General features: G+C 65.6%; 14 protein-coding genes. 6 read left to right on the forward strand and 8 right to left on the reverse strand.

The features are described from left to right. Positions 1–24: 24 nt before the first annotated feature. Positions 25–426, forward strand: a complete 402-nt coding sequence (locus tag HDC94_RS11305; protein WP_218870929.1) for a globin — start codon at positions 25–27, stop codon at positions 424–426. Here HDC94_RS11305 and HDC94_RS11310 read toward each other — a convergent pair. After that, positions 423–1,706: a DUF2252 domain-containing protein gene (locus HDC94_RS11310; protein WP_374757283.1), complete on the reverse strand. Its 1,284-nt coding sequence runs from the start codon at positions 1,704–1,706 to the stop codon at positions 423–425. The two genes, HDC94_RS11305 and HDC94_RS11310, sit on opposite strands and share 4 nt — an antisense overlap. Before the next feature lie 146 nt (positions 1,707–1,852). After that, the gene (locus HDC94_RS11315; RefSeq protein WP_179497619.1) at positions 1,853–2,707 is read right to left on the reverse strand and encodes an SDR family oxidoreductase; all 855 of its coding nucleotides are present in this window, start codon (positions 2,705–2,707) and stop codon (positions 1,853–1,855) included. 92 nt (positions 2,708–2,799) lie between these two features. On the opposite strand from HDC94_RS11315, the gene HDC94_RS11320 reads away from it, so the two are divergent. Further along, positions 2,800–3,162: a helix-turn-helix domain-containing protein gene (locus HDC94_RS11320; RefSeq protein WP_179497620.1), complete on the forward strand. Its 363-nt coding sequence runs from the start codon at positions 2,800–2,802 to the stop codon at positions 3,160–3,162. Here the strand turns inward: HDC94_RS11320 and HDC94_RS11325 are convergent. Further along, a complete protein-coding gene (locus tag HDC94_RS11325; protein WP_179497621.1) occupies positions 3,159–4,160 on the reverse strand; it encodes a hypothetical protein in 1,002 nt (333 codons plus the stop codon). The two genes, HDC94_RS11320 and HDC94_RS11325, sit on opposite strands and share 4 nt — an antisense overlap. Positions 4,161–4,205: 45 nt before the next feature. On the opposite strand from HDC94_RS11325, the gene HDC94_RS11330 reads away from it, so the two are divergent. Next, positions 4,206–5,870: an FAD-binding dehydrogenase gene (locus HDC94_RS11330; protein WP_218870561.1), complete on the forward strand. Its 1,665-nt coding sequence runs from the start codon at positions 4,206–4,208 to the stop codon at positions 5,868–5,870. Positions 5,871–5,940: 70 nt separating this feature from the next. Beyond that, positions 5,941–6,573: a DUF2510 domain-containing protein gene (locus HDC94_RS11335; protein WP_179497622.1), complete on the forward strand. Its 633-nt coding sequence runs from the start codon at positions 5,941–5,943 to the stop codon at positions 6,571–6,573. A gap of 4 nt (positions 6,574–6,577) precedes the next feature. Here the strand turns inward: HDC94_RS11335 and HDC94_RS11340 are convergent, their stop codons facing one another. Continuing rightward, positions 6,578–7,261, reverse strand: a complete 684-nt coding sequence (locus HDC94_RS11340) for a hypothetical protein (protein ID WP_179497623.1) — start codon at positions 7,259–7,261, stop codon at positions 6,578–6,580. 21 nt (positions 7,262–7,282) lie between these two features. Here HDC94_RS11340 and HDC94_RS11345 point away from each other — a divergent pair, with 21 nt between their 5' ends. Then, the gene (locus tag HDC94_RS11345) at positions 7,283–8,155 is read left to right on the forward strand and encodes an acyl-CoA thioesterase II (RefSeq protein WP_179497624.1); all 873 of its coding nucleotides are present in this window, start codon (positions 7,283–7,285) and stop codon (positions 8,153–8,155) included. Here HDC94_RS11345 and HDC94_RS11350 read toward each other — a convergent pair. The 4 genes from HDC94_RS11350 to ssb all read right to left on the reverse strand — a co-directional run bounded on the left by HDC94_RS11350 (position 8,152) and on the right by ssb (position 11,440). Further along, positions 8,152–8,622, reverse strand: coding sequence for a thioesterase family protein (locus HDC94_RS11350; RefSeq protein ID WP_179497625.1), 471 nt, complete (start codon positions 8,620–8,622; stop codon positions 8,152–8,154). The genes HDC94_RS11345 and HDC94_RS11350 overlap by 4 nt on opposite strands. Positions 8,623–8,707: 85 nt before the next feature. After that, the gene (ettA, locus tag HDC94_RS11355) at positions 8,708–10,390 is read right to left on the reverse strand and encodes an energy-dependent translational throttle protein EttA (RefSeq protein WP_179497627.1); all 1,683 of its coding nucleotides are present in this window, start codon (positions 10,388–10,390) and stop codon (positions 8,708–8,710) included. Between the two features lie 25 nt (positions 10,391–10,415). Beyond that, a complete protein-coding gene (locus tag HDC94_RS11360) occupies positions 10,416–10,898 on the reverse strand; it encodes a hypothetical protein (RefSeq protein ID WP_179497629.1) in 483 nt (160 codons plus the stop codon). Between the two features lie 68 nt (positions 10,899–10,966). After that, complete coding sequence (ssb, locus tag HDC94_RS11365) at positions 10,967–11,440, reverse strand: single-stranded DNA-binding protein (protein ID WP_179497631.1); 474 nt, start codon at positions 11,438–11,440, stop codon at positions 10,967–10,969. A 217-nt stretch (positions 11,441–11,657) separates the two neighbouring features. Here ssb and HDC94_RS11370 point away from each other — a divergent pair, with 217 nt between their 5' ends. Beyond that, a complete protein-coding gene (locus HDC94_RS11370; protein ID WP_179497633.1) occupies positions 11,658–12,665 on the forward strand; it encodes an aldo/keto reductase in 1,008 nt (335 codons plus the stop codon). The last annotated feature ends 42 nt before the right edge of the window (positions 12,666–12,707 follow it).

Here is a 12,707-nt window from a genome sequence, read left to right on the forward strand (position 1 = left end):
GAGCCCAACCCCGTGACCCTCCGCATGAGTGCCGGCGGCGATGCCGTGCAGGGCAACTTCTGGGAGCAGGTCGGCGGCCGACCGACGTTCGAGAAGCTCGTACGGGCCTTCTACGACGGCATCCGCACCGATGAGGTGCTGCTTCCGATGTATCCAGAAGAGGATCTCGAGGGTGCCATCCAGCGCCTCACCGGATTCCTCGAGCAGTACTGGGGTGGTCCCACGACGTACAGCGAGGAGCGCGGGCATCCGCGGCTGCGCATGCGCCACCTGCCGTTCAAGGTGAACCCGGATGCCAGGGACCGCTGGCTCCTCCACATGCGTGCCGCGGTCGACACCCTTGAGCTGCCACCGCTGCAGGACGCGACGCTGTGGGGTTACCTCGACCGCGCTGCCCACGCCATGGTGAACACGTTCGACGACTAGAGCTGCTCGGTGACCTGACGAAAGTCCCTCGCCGATTGGTCGGCATACGCCAGCGACCACTCGACGACCGCGTGATCGAAAACGCTCGATGAACCGAGATACCCGGCCATCGCGGGCGCCTGCGGACTCTGTGCGTGAGCGCGCCCGAGGACCGAACCGCACTCGCTGACGTAGGCCTCGAACGGCGTGGGTGCCAGGCCCGCGAGTTCCACCGCCCCCTTCATGTCACGGAACTGCCGAACGTAGAAGTGCCGCCCCGTGGGCCCCGTGATGTAGCCCAGGAACGGGTCGGAGATCGCCTGCAGGATGCGCTGGTTGTCGACGACGCGCGCTCCGTGGTGCGAGTGCGCTGCATCCGGATGGCCACCCCAACTCTCCAGAGCGGATGTCTCGGCCTCCTTCACCTGCAGGATGAGCGCATCACCGGCCGGCCCCGTGAGCACGAGCACGTAGCACCGCGTGCCGACACTGCCCACTCCGACAACACGCAGCGCGATGTCGGTGATGTCGTACTGGGAGAGGAGCAGTGCGATATCCGGCGAGACCGTCGAACGGTAGTCGTCAAACAGGTGGAGCAGTTGGGCCTGCTCATCGTCTGTCAGTCTCGTGAGCAGGGGCGGCGCATCGACGAAGCGGCGGACTCCGTCGGCATCGAGTTCGGTCATACGGGAGATTGCATGGTCGGATGTGCGTTTCCTTGCCTGGGCCACGGCGCGATCGATCATCTCGCGCGCTTCGCCCGACGTGCGTTTGCGAAGGCTCTTGATAGCGGCGCTGCGATAGAAGCGTTCGATCACTGGCAGCGTCATCATCTGCTGCATGCTCTCGCGGTAGGCACGTGCCGCTGTGAGGGCAGTCGCGCGTTCCACGGCCTCCCCGTACCCCGCATCCCGAGCAGCGACCACGACACTCGTCACGAGGCGCTTCACGTCCCACTCCCACGGCGCCTCGTTGGCCTCATCGAAGTCGTTGAGGTCGAACAGGAGGGTGCGCTGGGGTGAGGCGTACAAGCCGAAGTTCGTGATGTGGGCGTCACCGCAGCTCACGATCGAGATCCCGGTATGGGGGTCATCGGCGAGATCGGCGGCCATGATCGCCGCCGTTCCGCGGTAGAACGCGAAAGGGTTGGAGGTCATACGCTGCATCCGAAGGTCGATCAGTTCGGGCAGCCGCGTTGCATTCTGGGCTTGCAGAATCGCTAGGGGGTCGCGATCGGTCACGACATGTTCTGCATGCCGCGATCTGGGCACCTCAGCCCGTAGAGCCTTCCCCAGCGCCACCGCGTCGTCGTGTCTCATGCGCCAAAAGTAGCGCGTGGAGACCGGCCCACCCTGCGCCCGGAGGCGGAACCCCCGCGAAAAGCCACCTGTCGGGGCCCTCGGCCTGAAATCGCTCAGTACGTGGCTTTTCGCGGGGGTTGGGGGCGCTAGAGCGTCGCGGCGAGAGTCTCGCGGATCGGCGTCGTAGGCCGTCCGATGAGCGATGCCAACTCGCCGGTCGTGACGGCGAGGAGGCCGTCACGGATGTTCGCATCCAGGCCCACGATGAAGCCGATGGTTCCCTCATCCAGACCCGCGGACTCGAGCGCCGCAGTGTAGTCCTCGGGCGACAATGCCGCGTAGGTCACCGGAGTACCAGTGACCTCGCTGATCGCCTCGGCGAGTTCGCCGTGCGTCCATGCGTAGTCGCCGGAGAGCTCGTAGGTGCGGCCATCGTGGCCCTCGCCGACGAGCACGACGGCGGCGGCATCCGCGTAGTCAGCACGCGCAGCACTTGCGACGCGACCGTCGCCGACGCTCGAGGCGAGCGTTCCGCTCGCCACCGCCTGCTGGGCCGTCTGGATGTAGTTCTCGTTGTACCAACCGTTGCGAAGCACCGTGAAAGGCACGCCCGAGGCCTGGAGGTACTCCTCTGTCGCCTTGTGCTCGGGTGCGAGGATCAGCGCCGACGTCGTCGCGGCTGGAGCGCTCGTGTAGACGATGCGCGAGACACCTGCGGCCTTGGCCGCGTCGATGACGCTCGAGTGCTGGGCAAACCGCTGGCCGACCTCTGAGCCGGAGACGAGCATGACAGTGTCGGCATCCTCGAAGGCCGCAGCGAGAGTGGCGGCATCCGTGTATTCGATCTGCGCGACACGCACACCCTGGGCTGCGAGATCGTCGAGCTTCTCGACGGAACGACCGGCGGCGACGATGTCGGATGCCGGGGTGCCGTTGCGCAGCAGCGCTTCGACGATGAGACGACCGAGGTGCCCTGTGGCACCGGTGACGACGATTGACATGGGAGTCCTTTCCTGGAGGTTACGGAGCACAACCTCACCCCTTTGACTTTACTTCCCGATCGCAGGTACCCACTTTTTGGTAAGTTAGGTGAATGCAGGTAAGCGAACTCAATCGTCACGGATTCACCTCTGGCATCCTTCCCGCACAGTGCCCCTCGCGTACTGTGCTCGACCACGTCACCAGCAAGTGGGGCGTTCTCGTGATCATCGCCCTTTCGCAGGGTGACCTGCGCTGGGGTGAGTTGCGGCGCACGGTCGAGGGCGTGAGCGAGAAGATGCTCGCGCAGACCCTGCGCACGCTCGAGGCGGACGGTTTCGTGCATCGGGAGGCCCAGGCCACGATCCCTCCGCGGGTCGACTACGGCCTCACCGACCGTGGTCGGGCTCTCGCCGAGCGGTTGCTGCCCCTCATGGACTGGATCGCCGACAACGCCGACGAGATCCTCAGCGTCTAGCTCTCGACCTCGGCGGGCTTTCGAAGTCGCTTGACGCGACCGACCACATCAAACGGACCGAAGAGCCATGCGGATGCCGCGATGATCAGCACCAGCACGAGAACCGTGAGCGTCGCAGCGTAGATGCCCCCGACGACCTGATCGAAGAGGATCGCGCCCACCTCATCCGGCACCCCTGCAACGTCGAACTCGCGCAAAACGATGGACCGTCCGATCGCCAGGCCCACCAGAAGCACTGCCATCGTCAGGGCAATGCCTCCCGCAGAGATGAGCAGTGAACGGATGCTCGCTCCGGCTACGAACAGGCCGCCGACGACAAGCGCGAGCGCCAGCCACGGCAGCCAGAAGGCGACCGTTGTGGCGATCCGGTAGGCCACCTGGACGGTCACGAGCGTGTCCGATTCCATGATCACCACAGTGCGATCGACTTCGGGGATGTCTGCGGCGAACGACAGTCCGCCGTCAGCGAGCGAGTCCTTTACGGCCTCGACGATCGGCCCTATCTCGATACCCAGCTGGCCGTCATCACCGAGGCTGACCACGGAGTCCGGTCCGCCTTCGAGCGCAGAGATGACTACTCCGTGGCTGAGCCGGAGCGATGTCGCGAAGATCTCGGAGAAGGCATCCGATTCGATGACCCGCGTGACTCCCCCAGCGACAAGCTGGCGGAGGGATTGCTCGACGACCCCACTCAGGGCGGTCGTGGCCGCCGAACCGACAGCGCCCTCGTTGGGAACGACGGCGCTGACGACGGACTGCGAGAGCGACGCGAAGTCCACCTGCTCCTCGATCGCGGAGGTCACCTGCGCGGCGAGGAATGCCTGGACCTCGTCGTTGGATGCAAGCGGCGCGAACGTATCGACGAACGCATCGGTGTCAGACAACTCACTCACTGCCCACCCGGACACGAGCGCGATGGGTGCCAGAACGATGCCGATGACGATCATCGTTGAGCCGGTGATGCGCCTCCAACGGGGCGCTGTTCTTGGGGTATCCACGTGCCTAAGCTAGAGCATCCGAACCGTGACAAGGGAGTCCGCTTCATGTCTTCTTCACCGATGTCGAGCCACGCGATTGTCGTCGGAGCCGGCCTGGCAGGGCTCGTCGCCGCCGCAGAACTGGTTGCTGCTGGCAAAACCGTCACGATCCTCGAACAGGAGCCCGAGGCGAGCTTCGGCGGCCAGGCCTGGTGGTCCTTCGGCGGCTTGTTCCTGGTGGACTCGCCCGAGCAACGGCGGATGGGCATCCGCGACAGCTTCGAACTCGCGCGTCAGGACTGGTTCGGCAGCGCTGGATTCGACCGCGCCGAGGACAACTGGCCTCGGCAGTGGGCCGAGGCCTACCTCCAGTTCGCCGCCGAGGAGAAGCGCGCCTGGCTGCGCGAGCGTGGGGTCGGCTTCTTTCCCGTGGTGGGCTGGGCCGAGCGTGGCGGCTATACGGCGACCGAGCACGGCAACTCCGTGCCGCGCTTCCACATCACGTGGGGCACTGGTCCTGGCATCCTCGCCCCGTTCATCGCCGCGGTCCGCGAGGGCGTCGAGAAGGGCCTCGTGAGCCTGAGGTTCCGGCATCGGGTCGATGAACTGATCCTCGAGGGTGGTGCGGTCGTGGGCGCGCGCGGCGCGGTGCTCGCAGACGACGACGCTGAGCGTGGCGGCCCGAGCAATCGCGACGTCGTCGGGGACTTCGAGGCCCGCGGGCAGGCGACGATCGTGACGAGTGGCGGCATCGGCGGCAACCACGATCTCGTGCGCCAGCAATGGCCCAAGCGCATGGGCGAACCCCCGAAGCACCTGCTGAGCGGCGTGCCCGCCCACGTCGACGGGCGGATGCTCAGCATCACCGAACAGGCCGGCGCTCACCTGATCAATGGCGATCGCATGTGGCACTACGTCGAGGGCATCACGAACTACGCGCCCGTCTGGCCTCAGCACGGGATCCGGATCCTTCCCGGCCCCTCGAGTATTTGGCTGGATGCCACGGGCCACCGTCTCCCCGTGCCCCTGTTTCCCGGCTTCGACACGCTCGGAACACTCGAGCACATCGTCTCGACGGGGTATGACTACAGCTGGTTCGTCCTCACCCAGGCGATCATCGAGAAGGAATTCGCGCTGTCGGGCAGCGAGCAGAATCCGGACCTCACCGGCAAGAGCATCCGCGAGCTGCTCAAGCAGCGTCTCGGCAAGGGTGCAACGGGGCCCGTTGAGGCGTTCAAGGAGAAGGGCGTCGACTTCGTCGTCGCCGACACTCTCGAGCAGTTGCTGCGCGGGATGCAGGAACTCGCCCCGGACGTGCCCATCGATGCGGCCCTCGTGCGGGAACAGATCGAAGCGCGGGACCGGGAGTTGGCCAACGACTTCAGCAAGGACTCACAGATCAACGCGATTCGACAGGCACGGCGCTACCGCGGCGACAAACTCATCAGGGTGGCGTCGCCGCACCGCATCCTCGACCCCAAAGCCGGTCCTCTCATCGGGGTGAAGCTCCACATCCTCACGCGCAAGAGTCTCGGCGGAATCGAGACGGACCTCTCGGGACGCGCGCTCGACCCCTCCGGAGTAGCTGTTCCCGGCTTGTACGCCGCGGGTGAGGCGAGCGGCTTCGGTGGAGGTGGGATGCACGGCTACCGTTCCCTTGAGGGCACCTTCCTCGGGGGCTGCTTGTTCAGCGGACGCACCGCGGGAAGGTCTGCCGCGAGCCTCGCGTGAGACATAGTCTGGATACACGGGGGTCGGTCGAGACTCGGCGCCCGGTCAATCGACGCGACGGAGGACGATCATGACCAACCCCACGACGCCGAGTGTTCCGGCCGGCTGGTACCCAGACCCCGCAGGCAGTGGCCGCCAGCGCTGGTGGGATGGTGCGCAGTGGACCGAGCACTTCCAGGAGGCCTACACTCCGACCGCGGCCGGCGGAGCGCTCGCCGCTCCCGAGGGCACGAAGGCATACAACGTCTGGATCTGGCTCGTCGTGCTGCTGCCGTATGTGACCTTGCCCTTCCTCTTCGGGATCGACTTCTCAGGAATGTTCTCTGCCCAGAACCTGGAAGACCAGGGCGCGATGCTGCGGGCCGAGTTGGGCCTCTTCACCTCTCCCGCCTATATCGGACTCGTGGTGGGCGGCCTCATCAGCACCGTGCTCGTGATCTTCTTCGCCTACAAGGACTGGCGGGAGCTGCAGCGAGCAGGAGTTCCGCAGCCCTTCCACTGGGCTTTCGTGTTTCTGAACCTCGTAATCGGCCCCGTCTACGCGATCGGTCGCGCTGTGATCGTCAAGCGCCGCACAGGACACGGATCGGCCGTCCTGTGGGTCACGATCGGCCTCATCGTCCTGTCGATCATCATCGGGGTCGTCTGGTCCGTGACCCTCGTGGCCCAGATGATGGCGACCATGACGACCTACGGTTACTGATTCGCTAGCGCGCGAGCGTCCAACTGCGACGCTTGACCAGCACGTGACCGCGCTTGGTCGTGAGGCGTGTCCACGGTCCGGATTCGTGCATGGTCACGGCATCGCCCTCGTGGAGGAATCCGAGGCTGAGCGCTGCGAACGCGGCGCCTGCCGGGACGAAGTCGAAGCCATCGATCGGGCGACCCCAGATCTCAGTCCGCACACGATGAACGATCTGCTCGCCCGTTCCGGTGGGGATCGCGGCGGCCACCTCGTCGATTCCGGCTCTGGCTGCGGCATCCACGATCTGCCAGTCGATCGGACCGAGCGAGTGCCATCCACCCCGTGGCGGCGAGATGGCCGCCCAGGTCACCGTGTTGACCTCCATGGGCAGGCGCACCGAAATGCCCTGGGTCGGGTCCTCGGCGGCCGCGGATTCGAGAAGTGCCTCGACCCGCATGAGCAGTGAACGCACGGGGACGACGACGTCGAACGGTTCCTGGTCGGCTAGCGCGAACGTGCGCAGCCCCAGCACCGTCGGGCTCTCATCGAGAAGGCCGACGGGATGCAACACCGAGACGTACACGGCGAGCACCCCGGAACCGCCGATGAGGCGCACCGAGCCGTCTTCGACGCGGAGGGCACGACCGAGGAACACGTGAAGGTCGCCGAGGGCAAGGGAGTCGACGAGAGTGAAAGTGCGAGACATCAGTCTTCTAAACTACAGGGCATGCACGACCCACTGGCAGGCTTCCTGGCCGCCCTCGATCTGCAGGACACCGGCGCTCGAACGAGCGAGGACATCTTCACCGGCCCCAGCCAGTGGATGCCACAGGGCAGGGTCTTCGGAGGCCAAGTGCTCGCGCAGTCCCTCGTTGCGGCGCAGCGCACCACGCCGGAGGATCGAACCGTCCATTCGATGCACGGGTACTTCCTCCGGCCGGGCAAGGTGGAGCTGCCGATCACCTTCGCCGTCGACCGCATCCACGACGGCAGGTCGTTCTCCACGAGGCGGACGCAGGCGTACCAGGACGGCGTGCCCATCCTCTCGATGATCGCCTCGTTCCAGGACTCGGATCCAGGACTTGAACACCAAGCGGAGATGCCTGCCGGAGTCCCCGACCCGGAAACGCTTCCGTCCGCAGAGCAGTCGCTCGCGGGCGTCGACCATCCCATTGCCCAGTTCTGGGCCACCCAGCGTCCGTTCGAGATGCGCCACGTGCCATCCCCCATCTACTTCTCCGTCGAGGGCGAGCGGGTCGCGCACCAGGCAGTCTGGTTCAAGGCGATCGGGGCACTCCCTGACGACCCCAACCTGCATCGCGCAGCCCTCGCTTACGCGAGCGACTACTCGATCCTGGAACCGATCCTGCGGCGCCACGGCCTGCCGTGGTCAACCCCCGGTCTCAAGATGGCGAGCCTCGACCACGCGATGTGGTGGCACCGCTTCGGGCGCGTCGACGAATGGAACCTCTACGTGCAGGAGTCGCCGTCGGCAACGGGAGGGCGGGGCTTCTCGCTCGGGCGCATCTTCAGCCGAGACGGGCTGCTCCTCGCGAGCGTCGCTCAGGAGGGCATGGTTCGCGTGCCCCTCAACGACTAGCCGCGCTTGGTGAAGGTCACCGGCTCCTCGACGTAGGGTGCCCAGGCTTCACGCTGCTCGTCGCCGATGCGCTGCGGCCTGCCCGTGTCGGCTCTCACCATGACGATGGTCGTGGATGCGCGGGTGAACAGCACGCGAGGCTCGACGCCGATCGGCGAGTAGAGCTCGTAGCAGACCTCGAGGCTAGCGCCGCCGATGCGTCCGATCCACAGCTCGATGTCAATGGGTGCCCGCATGTACGGGATCGGCGCCAGATACTCGATCTCCTGCCGTGCGATGAGGCTGATCGTCTCGGCACCCGGCCGCGCATCGAGGATGGCAGTTGCCTCACCCACGACGTCACCGTCGGGCAGCCAGAACGCCTGGATGCGCGCTTCCTCCAGGATTCGCAGCATCTCGGCGTTGTTGACGTGCGCGTACGCGTCGAAGTCGCTCCAGCGCAGCGGGACCGGGATGTGGAGGCGCATAGTGACAGGTTACGCGTAACCGGGCGCGAGACGCGCCCGGCGATTAGCCGCGCGAGGCCCAGAAATGGGCCTCGCACAAAGCGAGCTAATCGCGCGTCAGCTTGCGGTATGTCATGCGGCTCGGCTTCGCAGCATCCGCGCCCAGACGCTCGATCTTGTTCTCCTCGTACGCCTCGAAGTTGCCCTCGAACCAGTGCCAGTTGGACGGGTTCTCCGGGGTGCCCTCGTAGGCGAGGATGTGCGTGGCGATCCGGTCGAGGAACCACCGGTCGTGAGTGATGACCACAGCGCAACCGGGGAACTCGAGCAGCGCGTTCTCGAGGCTGCCAAGGGTTTCCACGTCGAGGTCGTTGGTGGGCTCGTCGAGCAGGAGGAGGTTTCCGCCCTGCTTCAGCGTGAGCGCGAGGTTCAGCCGGTTGCGCTCACCACCGGAGAGAACGCCAGCCTTCTTCTGCTGGTCGGGACCCTTGAACCCGAACTGGCTCACATACGCACGCGACGGGATCTCGGTCTTGCCCACCTGGATGTAATCGAGCCCCTCGGACACGACCTCCCACAGGGTCTTGTTCGGGTCGATTCCGCCGCGGCTCTGGTCGACGTAGGAGATGTCGACCGTCTCGCCGATCTTGAGATCTCCACCATCGAGTGGCTCGAGCCCGACGATCGTCTTGAAGAGCGTGGTCTTACCGACACCGTTCGGGCCGATGACGCCGACGATTCCGTTGCGGGGAAGCGTGAAGCTCAGGCCGTCGATCAGGATGCGCCCCTCGAAGCCCTTCTGGAGGTTCTTGGCCTCGATGACCTGCGATCCGAGTCGCGGGCCTACGGGGATGACGATCTCCTCGAAGTCGAGAACCCTCGTCTTCTCGGCCTCCGCAGCCATCTCCTCGTAGCGCGCAAGGCGAGCCTTGGACTTGGTCTGCCGCCCCTTGGCGTTGGAGCGCACCCACTCGAGTTCGCCCGCGAGACGCTTGGCCAGCTTCGCGTCCTTCTTGCCCTGGACCTCAAGACGGGCTGCCTTCTTCTCGAGGTAGGTCGAGTAGTTGCCCTCGTAGGGGTAGAGGTGACCGCGATCGACCTCGGCGATCCACTCGGCGACATGGTCGAGGAAGTACCGGTCGTGAGTGACGGCGAGCACTGCGCCGGGGTACTTGGCGAGGTGCTGCTCGAGCCAGAGAACGCTCTCGGCGTCGAGGTGGTTGGTGGGCTCGTCGAGGAGCAGGAGATCCGGCTTCTGGAGGAGGAGCTTGGTCAGTGCGACACGGCGCTTCTCACCACCGGAGAGGTTGGCGACCTTGTAGTCCGAGGGTGGGGTGCGGAGAGCATCCATCGCCTGCTCCAGCTGGGAGTCGAGGTCCCACGCGTCGGCCGCGTCGATCTCCTCCTGAAGGGTTCCCATCTCGGCGAGGAGCGCATCGAAGTCCGCATCGGGCTCGGCCATCTCCATGCCGATGGCGGCGTGGCGGTCCACCTTGGCCTTGATCTCGGCGACGCCCTCCTGGACGTTCTCGAGCACGGTCTTCGTCTCGTCCAGTTCGGGCTCCTGCATGAGGATGCCGACGGTGTACCCGGGGGACAGCCTTGCCTCACCGTTCGAGGGGGTGTCGAGTCCCGCCATGATCTTGAGGATCGTGGACTTACCGGCACCGTTCGGGCCGACCACCCCGATCTTGGCCCCGGGGAAGAACGACATGGTGACGTCATCGAGGATGAGCTTGTCACCGACCGCCTTGCGGGCGCGGACCATGGAGTAAATGTATTCGGCCATTACTCCATTGTACGGAGGGCTTCGGTCACCAATCGATCGGCCGGGTTGTGCCGATGAGGCACTTACCCGTGCCGAGCAGCGGTGCGACGAGGCTCGTGTAGGCGGTGGGACTCAGCTGCCCGACCAGGCATTCACCCTGCATCCGCACCGACACGACTATCGAATCCGCGGGGATGTTGATGGCGGTGGTGTCGAAGGTGACCTCCATGTCCGCCTTGTTGAAGCCGTGGTTCGCCAGGTTCGTGACGATGTCCGCACCCGGACCCATCTTGTAGATGCCCCAGTACTCGTTGTTCACGTAGTCGAAGAACTGCTTGTTCGCGGCGGCAGTCCCCTGGGGCTTGAACTCGGGGATCTTGGTGGGCGTCGGTGTCGGAGTCGGAGACGCTGACCCACTTCCCGTGGGAACGGGCATCGGCTCCGGAGTGCCCCCGACACAGCCGGCCAGCGCCAGCACTGCCACTAACGCCACGCCTGCCGAGGCGAAGCGCACTGCAGTTACTGGCATCCCGACTCCCCTGTTTGATCGCGGCACATCCGCTCGCACATTGTAAGGCGGAGGAACTGAGAGAACCGCTAGAACGCTGGTTCCGGTGCGGGCTGGCCGGGAGAGGACGGCTCGAATGAATCGTGCTCCGGCGGGGACACCGGCTGGCTCTGCTGGGGTTCTGGTGCGGTCTGCGCCTTACTCGCGCTCATCGACCGGGCGAAGGTCGTGGAACCCCAGAGCAGGTCGTGGCCGAGTGCGTCAGCCTCGACATCCACACTCATCCCCGACCGCTCGCCGGTATCCCACGAGCGGAGCTTGAGTCGCCCCGTCACCAGAACGCGCTCCCCCTTGCTGAGCGATGCGCTGGCGTTGATGGCCAGCTGCCGGAAGCAGGTGACGGTGTACCAGTTGGTCTCAGCGTCCACCCACTTGCCCTCGTTCTTGTCGTATCGGCGTTGGGTCGAGGCCAGGCGGAAGTTCGTAATGGCCAGTCCCTCGCTCGTCACGATGTGCTTGGGATCGGTGGCCACGAGGCCTGTGAGGGTGATCGTGTCTGTCATGGCTGCTCCGGGGTAGAGGTGGACGGATGCACGGGGCGACGCTCGTGCCGGGATAGCCGCCCCGGCATCCGATGCAGCAAGTGTGCTCGTGTGCCCGGGCGAGACAGCGAGCTCTCGGCCGGTCTGGGGAGTTGGTCTGCGGTGACCCGCGTCTTGGGGAGAAGAGCCCAACGGCTGCGCCCGTTCCGACGTCGGCGCATGCCCATAGGCTGGTGCCATGCCGTACAACGCAGCCCCAGACCGTTACCAGAAGCTCGACTACGCCCGTGTTGGCCGGAGCGGGCTCAAACTCCCCCGGGTGTCCCTCGGACTCTGGAACAACTTCGGATCGGATCGCGCCCTGGAGACGCAGCGCGCCATCATCCGTCGCGCCTTCGACCTGGGCGTCACCCACATCGACATCGCGAACAACTACGGCCCGCCGAACGGTTCGGCGGAGAAGAACTTCGGCACCATCCTGCGTGAGGATCTCCGTCCCTACCGCGACGAGCTCATCGTCTCCTCGAAGGCCGGCTACGACATGTGGGAGGGGCCCTACGGCGAGTGGGGGTCTCGCAAGTACCTGCTCTCCTCCCTTGACCAGAGCCTCGCGCGAACAGGCCTGGAGTATTTCGATATCTTCTACTCCCACCGCCCGGACCCGGAGACGCCGATCGAGGAGACCATGGGCGCCCTCGCGAGCGCTGTGCACTCCGGCAAGGCGCTGTACGTCGGCGTCTCGAACTACTCACCCGAGCAGACGAGGGCAGCAGCAGCGGCCCTCGCCGAGCACAAGGTTCCCCTCCTCATCCACCAGCCCCGGTACAACATGTTCGATCGCCACATCGAGGACGGCCTGTTCCCCGTGCTCGACGAACTGGGTATCGGGAGCATCGTCTTCTCGCCCCTCGCCCAGGGTCTGCTGACCAACCGCTACCTGAACGGCATTCCTGCCGACTCGCGCGTGGCGGAGGGCCGATGGATGAACGAGAACACCATCGACGAGACCTACCTGTCGCGCGCCCGGGCACTGAATGAGATCGCGGATGCCCGTGGCCAGAGTCTCGCGCAGCTCGCGCTGCTCTGGGTGCTGCGCGTGCCCGAGGTCACCTCGGCCCTGATCGGCGCCTCGAGCGTCGCGCAACTCGAGAACAACCTCGCCGCACTCTCGGGGCCGGCGCTCACAGCGGACGAGCTCGCCGCGATAGAGCCCTTCGCCGTGCACGGTACGGGGAGCACGCGCTAGCCACCGACTGTCAGTGGTCGAATCTATGTTCGAAGCATCACC

It is taken from the genome of Leifsonia sp. AK011, from assembly GCF_013410945.1.
Taxonomy (GTDB): Bacteria; Actinomycetota; Actinomycetes; order Actinomycetales; family Microbacteriaceae; genus Rhodoglobus.